Below are 15,942 nucleotides of genomic sequence, written 5' to 3'. Positions count from 1 at the left end.
AAGGCTCTATTGTAAACTATCCCACTCTTTTTGTAAGCGTTTGATAGACACAGGCATCGGCGTTTTCAACTCCTGCGCAAACAGCGAAACACGCAATTCCTGAATGCTCCAAAAGAACCCAGCTAATTCATCAGAAACTGCTTGATTCTGCATTTTGGCTGCCTGAATACGCTCTGTCCATGCCATTTCCAGCTCTTGAATATCATCTTCACGCATTTTGTCGCGAGCGGGATTAGCGGAATATTTTTCCATTCGCTTTTGCATGGCTTGCAGGTAAATGGGCAGGCGTTGCCATTGTTGCCAAGGCGTTCGGCTGACAAATTTCGGATAAATCAACTTTTCAAGCTGTTGTTTTAACGTGTAATTAAGTGGATGCTTGCCCATCGTATTCACCAAAACCGCATACTGATTCGCCACCTCCAACAAGTGTTTATTCAAGGCTTCTTTGACCGCTGGCAGGCGATTTCTGGCTCGTTTAACTTGCTCTTTGAAGTCTTTTTCGTTGCGTGGCAATTCGTCTTCGCCGATAAACGCTCGGTCGCAAATCACTTGCGTGATGTCTTCGCGCAATGTGTCCACGCCGATTTGTTTGAGTTGCATCACGATTTGTGTGAAATTCAACAAGCCTTTATTTAAGTCTTTAACTTGTTCTTTTAGCTGCAATTTCATCAACTCAATCACGCCCTGATGATGTGCCGCTTGCGCCATTTCATTCGTATCAAACAAACGCAGTGCAATTTTGCCATCTTTTTCTTTTTGCAAGCCCAAATAGCCGACCAATTGCTGTTTACCACGCGCAAATTTCACGCTTTCAGGCAGCTTGCCGATGTCCCACGTTTTAATGTTATCGCGTTCAAATTCCTGCGTGTTGTCGCGGAATGTCATGCTTGCCACTTGTCCAAGTTGTTGTTGTAATTGAACTAAATCGCGTCCCATCGCCAATTCTTGACCGCCGTCATCAACAATCCGTAAATTAAAATAGCAATGTTCAGGCAGCCTGAAAGCTGTCCATTCGTCCAAATCAATTTGTTCCAACAGCCGCATATCGCCAGCATATTTGGCAATCGCTTGGGCAAGTTGGGGCAAAATCGGGGCGTTTTGGTCGGGATTTTGGTTTAAAAAATGCGTGATAAATTCAGGCACAGGCACACAAATTCGGCGGATTTGTTTTGGCAAGGCTTTGATTAACAACTGCAATTTTTCGCGTATCATGCCTTGAACCAGCCATTCCAAACTTGCCGAATTGATACGATTCAACACCGTCAAAGGCAGTGAAACGGTTACGCCGTCAAGTGGGTGGTGCGGCTCAAAACGATACGACAGCTTGAATTTGCCGTCCGCCGTTTTCCAAAATTTCGGAAATTGCTCTTCCGTAACGTGGGCGGCGGCGTGTTGCATCAAGTCGTCTCGCGTGAGGAACAGGCGTTTTTGCGTGGCTTCGTCCGCGTGTTTCAGCCACGTTTCAAAGGTGCGAATATCGGCAAGCGGCTTTTTCAGGCTGCCTGAAACCACATTCTCAGGCAGCCTTTGATTGTAAAATTCATACAAAATTTCATCGTCAATCAAAATATCTTGTTTTCTAGATTTATTTTCTAAATCAACAACTTCTTTAATCAATTTTTTATTGTGAACGAAAAAAGCAGCCTGCAAATCGCATTCCTGCGCCACCAACGCGCCACGAATAAACAATTCACGCGCTTCATCGGGTGCAACTTTGGCATACGCAACAGGACGGCGTGGCAAAACCGTTAAACCATAAAGGGTTACGCGCTCGCTCGCCACCACTTCGCCGCGTTTCTGCTCCCAATGCGGCTCAAAATAATGGTAACGCACCAAATGTGGTGTTTCCTGCTCAATCCATTCGGGCTGAATGCTTGCCACATCTCGGGCATATAATTTGGACGTTTCAGTCAATTCCGCCGCCATTACCCATTTTGGCTTGGCTTTGAACACGCTGGACGCAGGGAACAAATGAAAATGGCTGCCACGCGCCCCGATGTAATCGTTCGCGTCAGGCGATTTCTGCCCCACATTCGCCACCAAACCCGTCAGCAAGGCACGATGAATTTGCTCGAAACTCGCTTCTTTTTTCGCCTTGATATTGGCATGATGATTTTTCTTATCTAGTTGTTTTTGTTTGAGTTTTGCTGATAAATCTAAATCGCTAGAAATATCGGATTGTTCAAACACGGATAAATTTTCAGGCTGCCTGAAAGCGTTTTCCTTGCTCGTCAAACCCATTTCCACCGCAATTTCAGTCAGTTGCGCGTGTAATTCTCGCCATTCACGCATACGCAAATGCGACAAGAAATATTGATGACACCATTGAACTAATTGTTTATTAGACAATTTTTTATCACGTTCACGCTGAAAACTGTCCCAAATATTCAAATACGTCAAAAAATCCGACTGCTTATCGGCAAAACGCTCATGGGCTTTGTTCGCCAATTCGCGGACTTCAAGCGGTCGCTCGCGTGGGTCTTGAATGGACAAGGCGGACACAATAATCAACATTTCCGCCATGCAATCGTGCTTTTTCGCCGCGATTAAAATTCGGGCGATTTTCGGGTCAATCGGCAGACGTGCCATTTGTTTGCCGAGTGGGGTGAGTTTGTAATGGTTTTTTTGTGGAGACATCATATTTATTTAGATTAAATTAAAAATATTTTTTAAAAATATTGAAGATTGAGAAACTGGATTTTTCAGACTGCCTGAAAATAGGTTTAGGCTGCATACAGAGCAAATCCGTTTGTTCTGTAATGTGTTTATAAATTGCTTCGGTTAATTGAGTTGTAATTCGCTGATATTCCAAATGAAATACCTTGTATTCTGTTGAAATATCACTTTCCCATTATTGGCTATATCTATCAAACTCATACCAATAATCTTCCATAATCTCTCGATATGCAGAAATATAATTGGCATTATCAATCGGCAAAAATGTCCAAATCTCATCATTACTTTCCCAGTAATATTCAGGGCGTTCAAATGAAAATAATTGAGTCATAAATTGTATGGCATACAATCTATCATCAACCATATATAAAGGCACATACTGGCTTGCTAATTCAATTAGTTTGGTAATAACGACTTGGCACGATTCACGATAATTCAACCATAGAAGTGATTGATAGACATCGTTTGGAAATGAGCTTTCGGCTTGCGTGTCATATAACCATTGCTCAAAAGAATCAATATTTTGCCGTTTGGTTAAAACGGGTAACAGTTGCCAGAACCAATGTGGCAATTTTTGTGTCTCCATATTTACAATTCCTATTTTCAGGCAGCTTGAAAAAGTGCAGGCTGCTTTTTAACTTTCCGCAATCGCGCCCAATTCCAACAACACCTGATAACCGTCATTGATATAGCGTTGGTCGGGCATATCCAACAACGGAAACGTTTCCATATCGCCAAACCCCAAGGACATCAACCGCAAAATCACGCCCGATAAATTTGTACGAATAATTTCAGGGTCAGTAAATTCAGGGCGTTGATTAAAATCTTCTTCGGAAAACAAGCGGATACACACGCCAGCCGAAATGCGTCCGCAACGCCCTGAACGCTGTTTCGCGGCTGCCTGCGAGGTTTTTTCAACGTGCAACTGTTCCACTTTCGCCCGCGCCGAATAGCGTTTCACACGCGCCAACCCCGTATCCACAACAAATTTAATGCGCGGCACGGTCAGCGACGTTTCCGCCACGTTGGTCGCCAAAATAATGCGGCGTTTGTCGCCAGTCGGATGGAAAATTTTGTGCTGTTCCTGCGCCGATAATCGCGCAAAAAGCGGCAAAATGTCGTCATTTTTGCGTAAGGGCGATTTTCGCAAGGCTTCCGCTGCTTCCCGAATTTCACGCTCGCCCGACAAAAATACCAACACATCGCCTTGTCCCAAACACGCCAATTCATCTACCGCGTCCACAATCGCGTCCGCCAATTCAATTTCCGCTTCGTCTTCGTCTTGTTCGTGCAAGGGGCGATATACAATTTCTACGGGGAAAGTTCGTCCGCTCACTTCAATTACAGGCGCGTTGTTGAAATGCTGCGAAAAGCGTTCCGCGTCAATCGTGGCAGACGTAATAATCACTTTTAAATCAGGACGTTTCAGCAATAATTGTTTTAAAAAGCCCAGCAGAAAATCAATATTCAGGCTGCGTTCGTGCGCTTCGTCAATGATAATGGTGTCGTAATTCGCTAAAAAACGGTCGGTTTGCGTTTCTGACAATAAAATGCCGTCCGTCATTAATTTCAAAAAAGATAATGGCGAAGTTTTGTCATTAAAACGGATTTTGTAGCCGACTGCTTGCCCAATTTCGCTGTGCAATTCTTCGGCAATCCGTTCCGCCACCGAGCGAGCGGCAAGACGGCGTGGCTGCGTGTGTCCAATCAATCCCGACACGCCGCGCCCCAATTCCAAACAAATTTGCGGAATTTGCGTGGTTTTGCCCGAGCCTGTTTCGCCACAAATAATGGTTACTTGGTTGTTTTGAATGGCAGTTTTGATGTCTTCGCGTTTTTCGTAAACAGGCAAATCTTGGTTGAGCGTAATCGCTGGCACACGCGCTTGGCGTTGTAAAAATAGGTCGTGGGATTTTTGGTATTTTTGTTGGACTTTTTCTAATCCGCCGAATTTTTCAGGCTGCCTGAAAGCGGTTTTTAGGAAATGGCGGTCTTTTGAAAGGGTTTTTGATAAATCGGGAATATTCATTTTTTGTTACAAATTCAATTATTTTCAAGATGCTAGATTATAGCAAAAGCAGCCTGCACTTTTTATCCACATCTTGATTTATAGTGGATTAAATTTAGATTAGGACAAGGCGACAACGACCGCCGTGTACATCTAGTACATAAGGGAATTGGCAACGCTGTACTAATCTAAATTTAATTCACTATAGGTATAAACTATTCTTTCCATAAACAAAAGTGCAGGCTGCTTTGAAATCTCAAAAGCAGCCTGCACTTAATTTGGTTTATTCATTTAACCTTGCGAGCGCAAAAACACCCATTCGTTTTCGGACGAAGCCGCTTCGTTGTACGCATAGCCGTCCAAATCAAACTGTTTTAGCTGTTCCACGTCTTCAATTGCGTTTTCAGCGGCATAGCGCACCATTAAGCCACGCGCCCGTTTGGCGTAAAAGCTAATCACTTTGTACACGCCATTTTTCTCGTCTTTGAACACAGGTGTGATGATTCGCGCATTCAGTTTAGCTGGCTGAATCACTTTAAAATATTCCTGCGATGCCAAGTTCACCACAATGCCGTCTTCCGAGCATTGCAAGGTAAAGTTCAGACGTTCGGTCACGCGCTCGCCCCAGAATTCATACAGATTTTTGCCACGCGAATTGGCAAGCGGTGTTCCCATTTCCAAACGATACGGCTGCATTAAATCCAGCGGTCGCAACACGCCATACAAGCCAGACAAAATCCGCACATGATTGTGGATATAACTGATTTCTTCTTCACTACGTTGATACGCGCCAATGCCGTCATACACATCGCCATTGAACATAAACAAAGCCTGTTTGGCGTTGTCGGGCGTGAATGGCGGTTGCCAGTTTTGATTGCGTTCGGCATTGAGCAACGCGATTTTGTCGGAAACGTGCATTAACTCGGCGATTTGTTGGGGCGACAAGGGGCGCACATCGTTCATCAACTGTTCGGCTTGGTCTAGCAGCGGCGGTTGCGAATAGATTTTTGGGGTGAAATCGCGCTCTTCATTTAGGTTTTTAGCGGGCGATAATAAAAAATACATGGGGTTTCCTTTCTACAAAAAGTGCAGGCTGCTTTTATTCAGTTTGCTGATTTTTCACGAATTTCGGAAAAATAAAGTGCATTTTCAAGCCATTGGGCGATACGTTTTCGGCAATCAATTTGGCATTGTGTTGCTGCGCGATGTGTTTGGTAATCGCCAAACCCAAGCCTGTGCCGTCTTTGCCGTTGCTGCTGTCGGCGCGATAAAACGCGGTAAAAATATGCGGCAGTTGGTCGGGTTTGATGCCCATGCCGTTGTCCACAATTTCAATGTGAACGTGCTTGCGGTCTTCATAGGCGCGAACTTGAATCGTGCTGCCGTTTGGGCTGTATTTCATGGCGTTGCGAATCACGTTATCAAATGCGCGATACAAGTAACTCTCGTTGCCCAAAATGCGCGTTTTGGTGTTGAGTTTGCTGGCTTCAAATGACACTTGATGCTGATGCTGCTCGGCAACGGCTTGGCTGTCTTCCACAATTTGCGTGATAAATGGCAACAGCGCAATCGCTTCTTTTTCCATGGGAATATTGGCTGTTTCCAAGCGCGACAAGGTCAAAAATTCGCCAACCAAATTGTCCATGCGCGTTAATTCACCTTCCAATCGGGCGATGTATTCGGCTTGTTTTTCGGGTCGCGCTTGCAATAAGCCCACAATTGCTTGAATGCGTGCCAAGGGCGAGCGCATTTCGTGGGAAACGTGGTGCAGCAAGTGGCGTTCTTTTTCTACCAAAATTTGCAACTGCGCTGCCATTTTGTCGAATTGTACGCCCAAATTTGCCAATTCATCTTTGCGGTCGTCTAATTGTTGCGATACGCGCGCGTCTAATTCGCCTTTGGCAAGTCGGTTCATGCCGTGTTCCAAAATGCGAATGGGCTGCGTGATGTTGTTTGCCACAATGTAGGCAAGCAGTAAGCCAATCGTCAAAATGCTGGCGAACACGATAAATTCGTGCCAAATGGGCGCAATCGACAATCCTGGAATCATCAAAGTGGGCAGGCGTTCGATTTGTTCGTTGTCAAAGTTATGAATAAAAAAGAGATATTCTTCGCCAAATGGGTCGTAATACAAAATCGCCAAATTGGAATCGGGGTGTGTGCGTGCGTAGCTGTATGCTTTTTCCAATTCGCTATTGGATACGTTGCGCCCGAGCAATTCGCGTTTGTTGTCGCCTGTGATGATGAGTACATTGCGACTGGCTGGGTGGTTGCCCCAGCGTTGCAATAATTCGCGTGTGGCTTGCTCGCCTTGGGATTGAAACGTGCTAAATGCGTTGGCAAGCAGGCTAATTTCCATGTTGCGCCGCTGGTTAAATTGGCTTTGTGCAATGCGTTCTTGCACCAGCCAAAAAGAAAAACTGGCAACAAAAATCGCCAAAATAATCACCATGCAAAAGGTGGCAAAAATGCGTTGAAACAATTTCATGGTTGTCTATCTGCAATCAAAATAAGGCGGATTATAGTGCAAAAAAGTGCAGGCTGCTTTTGTGTGATAAAAAAGCAGCCTGCACTTATATGATGAAACAGCGATTAGTTCTTCACAAACAAATAACCCAAACCGCGCACCGTTTGAATCAACGACGCATCGCCCAATTTATGACGAATGCTCGAAATATGCACATCGATGCTGCGGTCAAATTTTGCCAATTTGCGGTCGAGTGCTTCTTGCGATAACGCATCTTTGCTCACCACTTGACCTGCGTGGCGCATCAACACTTCCAACAAATTGAATTCAGTGCTGGTCAATTCCAAAGCCGTATCGCCAATCGTGGCTTGACGTTTGGACGGATACAAAGTTACGCCACTTGCCACAATGCTGTTGCTGGTGCTACTGGCTTCGGTGTTTTGCTGCGAACGGCGCAAAATGGCGTTGATACGCGCCAACAGTTCGCGCGGTTGGCATGGTTTGGGTACATAGTCGTCTGCACCCATTTCCAAGCCAATGATGCGGTCGATGTCGTCGCCTTTTGCTGTGAGCATAATCACAGGGATTTTGCTTTGGGCGCGAACGGTTTTCAACACGTCCAAACCGTTCATTTTCGGCATCATCGAATCCAGCACCACGACATCGTAGCCCTGACCATTCAAAATTTCTTGTACACCGCTTTCGCCATCGGGCATACGGGTCACTTCCAAACCTTCGGCAGTAAGGTATTCGGTTAATAATTCGGTTAGCAAATCATCATCATCTACAAGCAACACACGGCTCATGGTGTTCTCCTTACGGTTATTGTGAAAAATCGCGCTTATATTAGCAGCAATGTCTTTACATTCATAGCAGGTTGTATCTGCTTTTTGCGAATTCTTTGCATTGCTAACATTGTTTTACGCGAAATGACTTATTTTACGCGCATCGGCAAGGGCAAGGCTTCGGCACACAAAGGCGCAGACGGCACAACTTGGCGATAGGCTTGGCAAGTGCGTGTGTAATCATCGCGCAATTCGAGGTAATGATTGGTGTTCATAATCGGTGCGGCATAGGCAGGCATTTTGGCTGGATAGTAGTGATACATCAGCCGCATCCAATCGCGTGCTTCTTCGATATGTCCTGCTTGATAGGCAACAAAAGCGTATTTATACGCATTGGCATAGGGGCGATATTGCAAGGCTTCGCGCAGGGCTTCTTCTGCCCATTCGGGTTGCGTGGCATCGTTGGGATTGATGAAACTGCTCAACTGAAATTGGGCATAATGGCGCAACATCGGCTCGGTTTTGGCGATGCGTAACAAGCCCACAATTTGTTGTGTGCGTTTGGTCGGCAAGGTTTCTGGATTGCCCGAAAATTGACGCAATTCTTGATATGCGCTTGCCAATCGCAGTATGCCAATCGCTATAAACACGGCAAACAAAGCGGCGACATAGGGCAACAAAAAGTGCAGGCTGCTTTGCCCTTTTGGTCGGTTTGATTTCGTTTGCGGTGCGGGCGAAAAACCAATAAACAACGTAAACGCGCTCAAAAAGTAGATGTACCACAGCGGATATTCCAACGCGCTATGCACCAAAGAAATCCCCATCAACGCAATCAACAAACCACCAACAGGCTGATTGATGCGTTGCAGGCTGCCTTTGACTGCCCATGCCAGTCCGCCCAAAATTAAAGTTGTGCCAACCAAGCCCATTTCGGCGAGTAAATTCAAAAACGAATTGTGACTGTGCGTGAACAATACGTTGTTTTCGTAGGGGCGAAATCCTGTGGGATAGACGTTTTCCAAAAAGCCATACAAGGAATAGCTGCCCCAGCCATAGCCAAACAAGGGCGCAGACAAGAAAATTTGCCACGCTTTGCGCCATTCGTAGCCGCGACCTGAACCTTCGATTTGCGAGCCAACCATGCGTTCGGCGGCGGTTTGCACTTGATTGGTGGAGCTTATCCAATTCAACATCGGTTCAACGGCATATTGGCTAACCAACACGACAAACGCAGCCAATGCCAAGCCAATCACGGGGCGCGTGCTTTCTCTGCCACCAATGATGCGATAAATCGGCAACCATGCGGTCAGCATCAAAATATAGGCAAACACGGTGCGCGAGCCTGTCAAAGAAATCGTGGCGGCAAAAAACAGCACCAATGCGCTGGCGATGCCTGCCGATAAGCGGCGTTGCGACCACAGCCACGCGCTGCACAACACGCCCCACATCAAATAGTGAGCAAAATGGTTGCGCTGGGCGAGCTGCCCTTCCACTATGCCTTTGCGATACATTAAATAGCCCGAAAAATGGCTGGCTAAACCTGTGTATTGCAGCCAACCAATAGCAGCCTGCACCACGCAACCTGCCACAATCACACTTGCCAGCAGGCTAACGGCTTGTTCTGTGCCCAAATGTTCTGTCCAGCCGCGACACGCCCAGCACATCAACGCCAGCACCATAAACGTCCACGACACCATGTCGCTCATGCCTGCATAAGTCAAATTGAGCCAACGCGCTTGAATCGCCCAAAAAATCGCCATGCCAACGAAATACCACGATGCGCGTGGAACAGCCACGCCACGCAAGCAGCCTGCACCCACCGTCATCAAAAAAAACGCCAACGCGCCCAATAGCGAGCCGATTTCCAAAAAGAAACTGGGCAACGGCCCAACGCGCCAAATCGACAAAAAGGGCAACACCGCCACCAAAAACAAACCCAGCCACAACCAGCTGCCCAACGATGAATCATGATTACGCATGATGCGATTCTTTCTTCTTCAACTTAAAATGCTGCAAATACAACAAACACGCCACAAAAAACACTACGCTTAATGCCACTTCGCCAGCCGCCAACGCACGGCTCAACGGCTGCACATCAAACACACGCATGATGCCTTCGGTAAAATACGCCAACACCAGCATAGAGCAATATTGATAAGTATAAACTCGCCCCAACAAAATGCCACGCAAAGGCAACGCCAACGGCAACAACTTAATGACCAGCAACCAACGCCCCGTGTGCAAAGGCGCATACCAGCCGTCCCACAGCAGCGTGAGCGCGATTAACGCCAACCAAGCAGCCTGCGCGGTGCGTAGTGCAATTTGTTTGTTATTTTTCATGTGTTTATATCTCTATTCATGCAAAAATACCCGCCAATGCGGGTATTTTCTCAAAAGCAGCCTGCACTTTATTTCGTGCTTTAATCCGCAAATTGTTTTTTCAAACGCTCACGGCGTTCTTGCGCTTCCACCGACAAAGTGGCGGTTGGACGTGCCAACAAACGGCGCAAACCAATCGGCTCACCTGTGTCGCGGCAGAAGCCATATTCGCCGTCTTCAATATCGCGCAATGATGCTTGAATTTTGCTCAACAATTTACGCTCACGGTCGCGTGTACGCAATTCCAGCGCGTATTCTTCTTCTTGCGAAGCACGGTCGGCTGGGTCGGGCGCGGCTTCATGGTCTTGCAAATGTACAGTCGTTTCATCGGCACGGGAAATCAAATCTTCCTGCATTTGTAACAACAAATCACGAAAAAACGCCAAATGTTGCTCGTTCATATAATCGTCTTCGCTACCGTTCCAATTAATAATGTCTTGCTCGGTAAGTTTTTTTGCCATGTTATTCCTTTTGCGATTTTCTATTGGCAAACAGATGAATCATTGCCCATTGATAAAAGCCGCGCATCATAACACGTTCAAATCAAAAAATACAATTAATCATTACTTTGCACTACGCACAAAATACCTTCTTCCAACGAAAAACGTATCATGCTGCCCAAACATTCGTTGCTAACCAGAGCCACAGGGCTGGGATAATCTTTGGCTTCTACGGGGTATTTAACGCCTTTAATGCTGAGTTTTTTGATGGGCGTTAAACCGATAAACGACACATATTTTTTGTCGGCTTCGTGCAACCAAACGTGTTCGCCTGCACCAAAAAAGCGTGTGATGCTGTTGGCTTCCACCATGCGAATTTTGTGTAAATAGGGAACAAATCGCGGTTGATGTGCCAGCCAAATATTGGTTAGCAAGTGGTCTAGCCGCCCTGCCCCCAAGGCGCCCACAATAATGATTTGGCTGATGTTTTCTTCGCCAACTCGTTCGCACACGCTCAATAATGCGACTTCCAAATCGGTGTCGTCTTTATCGGTTGGCAAACGAATGACATGACGGCATTGTTCGGGCGGTTCACTGCTGTCAAAATCGCCAATCGCATAATCGGGCGTGTAGCCGTGCGCAACCAATGTGCTTGCGCCTCTGTCCACGCCAATCAATAAATCGGACGAAATTTGTTGTAAAACAGACAAATTGGGGTCTTTCGCTCCCGCACAAAAAACCAATGTTTTCATGTCATCTCCTTCTCAAAATGCAGGCTGCTTTGCCCTTTTGTCCAAATCTTTGATTTGGGTATAAAAGGGTACGCCTTTGGCGTTCGACTCAATAATCAATCCTGAACAGGTTTTTCGCTGGCAACGCGGTCAATCAAATTAGACAACTGTACGCCGCGTTCTAGCGATTCATCGTATTCAAAATGCAATTCTGGCGTGCGAAACACCGTGATTCGGCGCGACAATTCGCTACGCAAAAAGCCTTTGGCGTGTTCCAAAGCCTGTAAGCTGGCTTCGCGGTCGCCGCTCAACACGGTGTAATACACAGTAGCGTGGGAATAATCGCGCGTTACTTCTACATCGTTAATCGTGATAAAGCCTGCGCGTGGGTCTTTTAAGCCTGTGCGTACCAGCTCTGCCAATTCGCGCATCACTTGTTCTTTAACGCGGTCTATGCGGGCATAGCCGTTGCGTTGTGGTTTTTTCATAAATCTATCTTTCTTGCGTGATTTCAATCAACAAAATCAAACGAACGCCAAAGCAGCCTGCACTTTATTCACTTGCCGTTTTCGGTTTGCGTCCGCGTGTGGATTTAACTGGCGCAGCAGATGCCACGGTGGTTGTGGTTGTGCCGACTTTTTTCGCGCTGTTTGAACCGCCGCCACGCATTTCATCAAAAAAGTCGTGGTTGTTTTTGGTTTTTTTGATTTTGTCCAACAAGAATTCAGCCGCTTCCACGTCGTCCATTGGGTGCAACACACGGCGCAACACCCACATTCTTTGCAACTGGTCGCTTGGCACGAGCAATTCTTCGCGGCGCGTACCCGATTTGTTGATGTTAATCGCTGGGAACACGCGTTTTTCAGCCAAACGGCGTTCCAAGTTCAATTCCATATTGCCTGTGCCTTTGAATTCTTCAAAAATCACATCGTCCATACGGCTGCCTGTGTCCACCAAAGCGGTGGCGATAATCGTGAGCGAACCGCCTTCTTCGGTGTTTCGCGCTGCGCCAAAAAAGCGTTTGGGGCGATGCAGCGCATTGGCATCGACACCACCAGTCAAAACCTTGCCCGAAGTCGGCACAACCGTATTATACGCACGCGCCAAGCGTGTGATGCTATCCAACAAAATCACCACGTCTTTTTTGTGTTCCACCATGCGTTTGGCTTTTTCGATGACCATTTCTGCCACTTGCACATGGCGTTGCGCAGGTTCGTCAAAGGTGGAAGCCACCACTTCGCCACGCACGCTGCGTGTCATTTCGGTTACTTCTTCTGGGCGTTCGTCAATCAGCAATACAATCAATTCCACATCGGGATTGTTGGCGGTAATGGCGTGGGCGATGTTTTGCAGCATTACGGTTTTGCCCGATTTGGGTGGCGCAACCAACAAGGCGCGTTGCCCCAAACCAATCGGCGAAATCAAATCAATGATGCGCCCTGTGATGTTTTCTGCCGACAAATCGTTTTCGCGCTCCAATTTGAGCTGTTTGGTTGGGAACAGCGGCGTTAAGTTTTCAAACAAAATTTTGTGGCGACTGCTTTCGGGATTGTTGCTGTTTACGCTGTCCACGCGCACCAAAGCGAAGTATTTTTCGTCATTTTTGGGGACACGCACCGTGCCTTCAATCGTATCGCCTGTGTGCAAATTGAAGCGGCGAATTTGGTTGGGCGAAACGTAAATATCATCAGGGCAAGCCAAATACGATGTAGCAGCGGAACGCAAAAAACCATAGCCATCGGGCAAGGTTTCTAGCGTGCCAGAACAGATGAATTCTTGTCCGTCTTTCATCAACTCGCGCACAATAGTAAACACAAGGTCTTGCTTGCGTAGGCGGTTGGCGTTTTCAATACCCATTTGTTCGGCTTGTGCCAACAGTTCGGTAATGTGTTTGGTTTGTAATTCAGAAACGTGCATAAAGATAATTTTTCAGATAAAAAGCAGCCTACACTTTTTGTGTGATGCAAATACGCGGTGCATTGGGCTGGGTTGGAATAATCAAAATAAATATATAGTGAGATAAATCGGAAAGTTGTGCCTGATTTGGCAGAGAACGTAAAGTGGCGGATTATAAGAATAAGTCGCAAAATAAGTCAAGAAAGCGTAAATGTGCAGGCTGCTTTTTTTGCTTATTCGGTTTATGATGCCATTTTCAGACTTTATCAAACAGCACAATATGTCAGAACTAAACCACATTTTGCAACACAATCAATCGTTTGTAGACAGCGGCGCATACGAACACTTTTTAACCAACAAATACCCAGAGCGCAAATTGGCAATTTTGTCGTGCATGGACACGCGCATGGTGGAGCTTTTGCCTGCCGCGCTGGGTTTGCGTAACGGCGATGTCAAGCTCATCAAAAATGCAGGCGCGGTGGTGACGCACCCTTGGGGTTCGGTGATGCGTTCGCTGTTGGTGGCGGTGCTGGAATTGCGCGTAGAAGAAATCATGGTTATCGCGCATTACGACTGCGGTATGCGCGGACTGAACGCCCAAGCCTTTCTTGCCAAAGCCGAAGAGCAAGGCGTTCCCGAAGACCGCATCACCACGCTGCGCCACGCAGGCATTGATTTGGACAACTGGCTCACAGGTTTTGATAGCGTGGAAGACAGCGTGCGCCACACGGTTAGCCTGATTCGCAAACACCCGTTGATGCCTGCCAATATTGCTGTTCATGGGCTGGTGATTCACCCTGTTACAGGCAAATTGACGGTTGTGGTTCATGGTGATGAAAGTTGCGCGATTTAGCATAAAAAGCAGCCTGCACTTTTTACAAATTGAAAGTGCAGGCTGCTTTTATATTATTTGATTATTCCCACTCAATCGTTGCAGGCGGTTTACCGCTCACATCATAAACTACGCGGTTAATCCCTTTGATTTCATTGATAATACGGTTCGACACTTTACCGAGCAACGAATAAGGCAATTCCGCCCAATGCGCCGTCATAAAATCACTGGTAATCACCGCACGCAATGCCACCACATAATCATAAGTGCGTCCATCGCCCATCACGCCCACCGATTTCACAGGCAAAAACACCGCAAACGCTTGACTTGTCAAATCATACCAAGATTTGCCCGACTGCTCGTCAATCGTGTTGCGCAATTCTTCAATGAAAATATCATCGGCACGGCGCAACAAATCCGCGTATTCGCGTTTCACTTCGCCCAAAATCCGCACGCCCAAACCAGGGCCAGGGAATGGGTGGCGATACACCATTTCACGCGGTAAACCCAACGCCACGCCCAATTCGCGCACTTCATCTTTAAACAAATCGCGCAACGGTTCAAGCAATTTCAATTTCATGTTTTCAGGCAGCCCTCCCACATTGTGGTGCGATTTAATCGCGTGGGCTTTTTTCGTTTTCGCGCCAGCCGATTCAATTACATCGGGGTAAATCGTGCCTTGCGCCAACCATTTCGCGTTGGTTAATTTTTTCTCTTCCGCGTCAAAGACTTCAATAAATTCTGCGCCGATGATTTTGCGTTTTTGTTCAGGGTCGGTAACACCAGCCAATTTGCCCATAAATTGCTCAGTCGCGTCAATGTGAACCACTTTCACGCCCAAATTACGCGCAAACATATCCATCACATTTTTGCCTTCATTCAAACGCAGCAAACCATGGTCCACAAACACACAGGTTAATTGGTCGCCAATCGCACGATGAATCAACGCCGCCGCCACAGAAGAATCCACGCCGCCTGACAAGCCCAAAATTACTTCTTCATTGCCGACTTGTTCACGGATTTTCACAATCGCTTCTTCGATGTAATTCGGCATCGTCCAGCTCGGTTTCGCGCCGCAAATATCCAAAACAAAACGATTTAACAAAGCCTTACCTTGTTTCGTGTGGGTAACTTCGGGGTGGAATTGAATGCCGTAGAATTGTTTTTCCGCGTGTTCCATCATCGCAATCGGGCAAGACGGCGTGTCGCCAATCACAGCAAAACCCGTTGGCAATTTAGACACTTTGTCGCCATGGCTCATCCACACGTCCAACATATTTGGCGTGCCGTCATTAATGCCGCGCGTGAGTTCGCAATCAATCGTTTTCACTTGCGCGTAACCAAATTCGCGCTGATTGCCCGCCGACACTTCGCCTCCCAAATGGTGCGCCATAAATTGCATACCGTAGCAAATGCCCAGCACAGGCACGCCCAAATCAAACAAACCCACGTCCGCTTGATAATCCGATTCGTACACCGAATTAGGACCGCCAGATAAAATAATACCCTTTGGATTGAATGACTTAATTTCGTCCAAAGGCATATCAAAAGAATGAAGTTCGCAGTAAACGTGCGCTTCACGAACACGACGCGCAATCAGTTGGGTAACTTGCGAGCCGAAATCTAAAATCAGAATTTTGTCTTGGTTTGTCATAAGTATTGATATTGGTCAAAAGTCAAGTGAAAAAAACGGTTATTCCAGCATTTCCTAGAATACAGCGACTCAAA

Annotated in this window: 14 protein-coding genes; 1 reads left to right on the top strand and 13 read right to left on the bottom strand. The window is 46.7% G+C overall.

Annotated elements, in window-relative coordinates:
- Positions 1-6: 6 nt before the first annotated feature.
- The 12 genes from DQN52_RS04210 to rho form a co-directional block, all read right to left on the bottom strand.
- Positions 7-2,640: a DUF3418 domain-containing protein gene (locus DQN52_RS04210; protein ID WP_003785288.1), complete on the bottom strand. Its 2,634-nt coding sequence runs from the start codon at positions 2,638-2,640 to the stop codon at positions 7-9.
- 211 nt (positions 2,641-2,851) lie between these two features.
- A complete protein-coding gene (locus tag DQN52_RS04205) occupies positions 2,852-3,262 on the bottom strand; it encodes a hypothetical protein (RefSeq protein ID WP_003785286.1) in 411 nt (136 codons plus the stop codon).
- A 48-nt stretch (positions 3,263-3,310) separates the two neighbouring features.
- The gene (hrpA, locus tag DQN52_RS04200) at positions 3,311-4,705 is read right to left on the bottom strand and encodes an ATP-dependent RNA helicase HrpA (protein WP_003785285.1); all 1,395 of its coding nucleotides are present in this window, start codon (positions 4,703-4,705) and stop codon (positions 3,311-3,313) included.
- Positions 4,706-4,975: 270 nt separating this feature from the next.
- On the bottom strand, positions 4,976-5,749 hold the full coding sequence (gene yaaA, locus DQN52_RS04195; protein ID WP_003785284.1) for a peroxide stress protein YaaA: 774 nt from the start codon (positions 5,747-5,749) through the stop codon (positions 4,976-4,978).
- 34 nt (positions 5,750-5,783) lie between these two features.
- Positions 5,784-7,172, bottom strand: a complete 1,389-nt coding sequence (locus DQN52_RS04190) for a sensor histidine kinase (protein ID WP_003785282.1) — start codon at positions 7,170-7,172, stop codon at positions 5,784-5,786.
- Between the two features lie 104 nt (positions 7,173-7,276).
- Positions 7,277-7,957 carry a response regulator transcription factor gene (locus tag DQN52_RS04185; RefSeq protein WP_003785280.1) on the bottom strand — a complete coding sequence of 227 codons (681 nt, stop codon included), beginning with the start codon at positions 7,955-7,957 and terminating at the stop codon, positions 7,277-7,279.
- A 128-nt stretch (positions 7,958-8,085) separates the two neighbouring features.
- On the bottom strand, positions 8,086-9,915 hold the full coding sequence (locus tag DQN52_RS04180; protein ID WP_032827581.1) for a PglL family O-oligosaccharyltransferase: 1,830 nt from the start codon (positions 9,913-9,915) through the stop codon (positions 8,086-8,088).
- Positions 9,908-10,276 carry a DUF2069 domain-containing protein gene (locus DQN52_RS04175; RefSeq protein ID WP_003785273.1) on the bottom strand — a complete coding sequence of 123 codons (369 nt, stop codon included), beginning with the start codon at positions 10,274-10,276 and terminating at the stop codon, positions 9,908-9,910. The genes DQN52_RS04180 and DQN52_RS04175 overlap by 8 nt, the downstream gene beginning before the upstream one ends.
- Positions 10,277-10,356: 80 nt before the next feature.
- The gene (dksA, locus tag DQN52_RS04170) at positions 10,357-10,776 is read right to left on the bottom strand and encodes an RNA polymerase-binding protein DksA (RefSeq protein ID WP_003785271.1); all 420 of its coding nucleotides are present in this window, start codon (positions 10,774-10,776) and stop codon (positions 10,357-10,359) included.
- Between the two features lie 95 nt (positions 10,777-10,871).
- Positions 10,872-11,507: a thiamine diphosphokinase gene (locus tag DQN52_RS04165; RefSeq protein ID WP_003785269.1), complete on the bottom strand. Its 636-nt coding sequence runs from the start codon at positions 11,505-11,507 to the stop codon at positions 10,872-10,874.
- A 95-nt stretch (positions 11,508-11,602) separates the two neighbouring features.
- Positions 11,603-11,974 carry a 30S ribosome-binding factor RbfA gene (gene rbfA / locus DQN52_RS04160; protein WP_003785267.1) on the bottom strand — a complete coding sequence of 124 codons (372 nt, stop codon included), beginning with the start codon at positions 11,972-11,974 and terminating at the stop codon, positions 11,603-11,605.
- 64 nt (positions 11,975-12,038) lie between these two features.
- Positions 12,039-13,403, bottom strand: a complete 1,365-nt coding sequence (gene rho, locus DQN52_RS04155; RefSeq protein WP_003785266.1) for a transcription termination factor Rho — start codon at positions 13,401-13,403, stop codon at positions 12,039-12,041.
- 259 nt (positions 13,404-13,662) lie between these two features.
- On the opposite strand from rho, the gene DQN52_RS04150 reads away from it, so the two are divergent.
- On the top strand, positions 13,663-14,235 hold the full coding sequence (locus tag DQN52_RS04150) for a beta-class carbonic anhydrase (protein ID WP_003791326.1): 573 nt from the start codon (positions 13,663-13,665) through the stop codon (positions 14,233-14,235).
- A gap of 61 nt (positions 14,236-14,296) precedes the next feature.
- On the opposite strand, the gene guaA is transcribed toward DQN52_RS04150, so the two are convergent.
- Positions 14,297-15,868 (bottom strand): glutamine-hydrolyzing GMP synthase, encoded by a 1,572-nt coding sequence (gene guaA / locus DQN52_RS04145; RefSeq protein ID WP_003785262.1) that lies wholly within the window; start codon positions 15,866-15,868, stop codon positions 14,297-14,299.
- Positions 15,869-15,942 lie beyond the last annotated feature (74 nt).

Source organism: Kingella kingae (assembly GCF_900475905.1).
In the GTDB taxonomy this organism is placed as follows: domain Bacteria; phylum Pseudomonadota; class Gammaproteobacteria; order Burkholderiales; family Neisseriaceae; genus Kingella; species Kingella kingae.
Note: the sequence above shows the minus strand (reverse complement) of the source record. Positions and strands in the feature narration are given on the sequence as shown.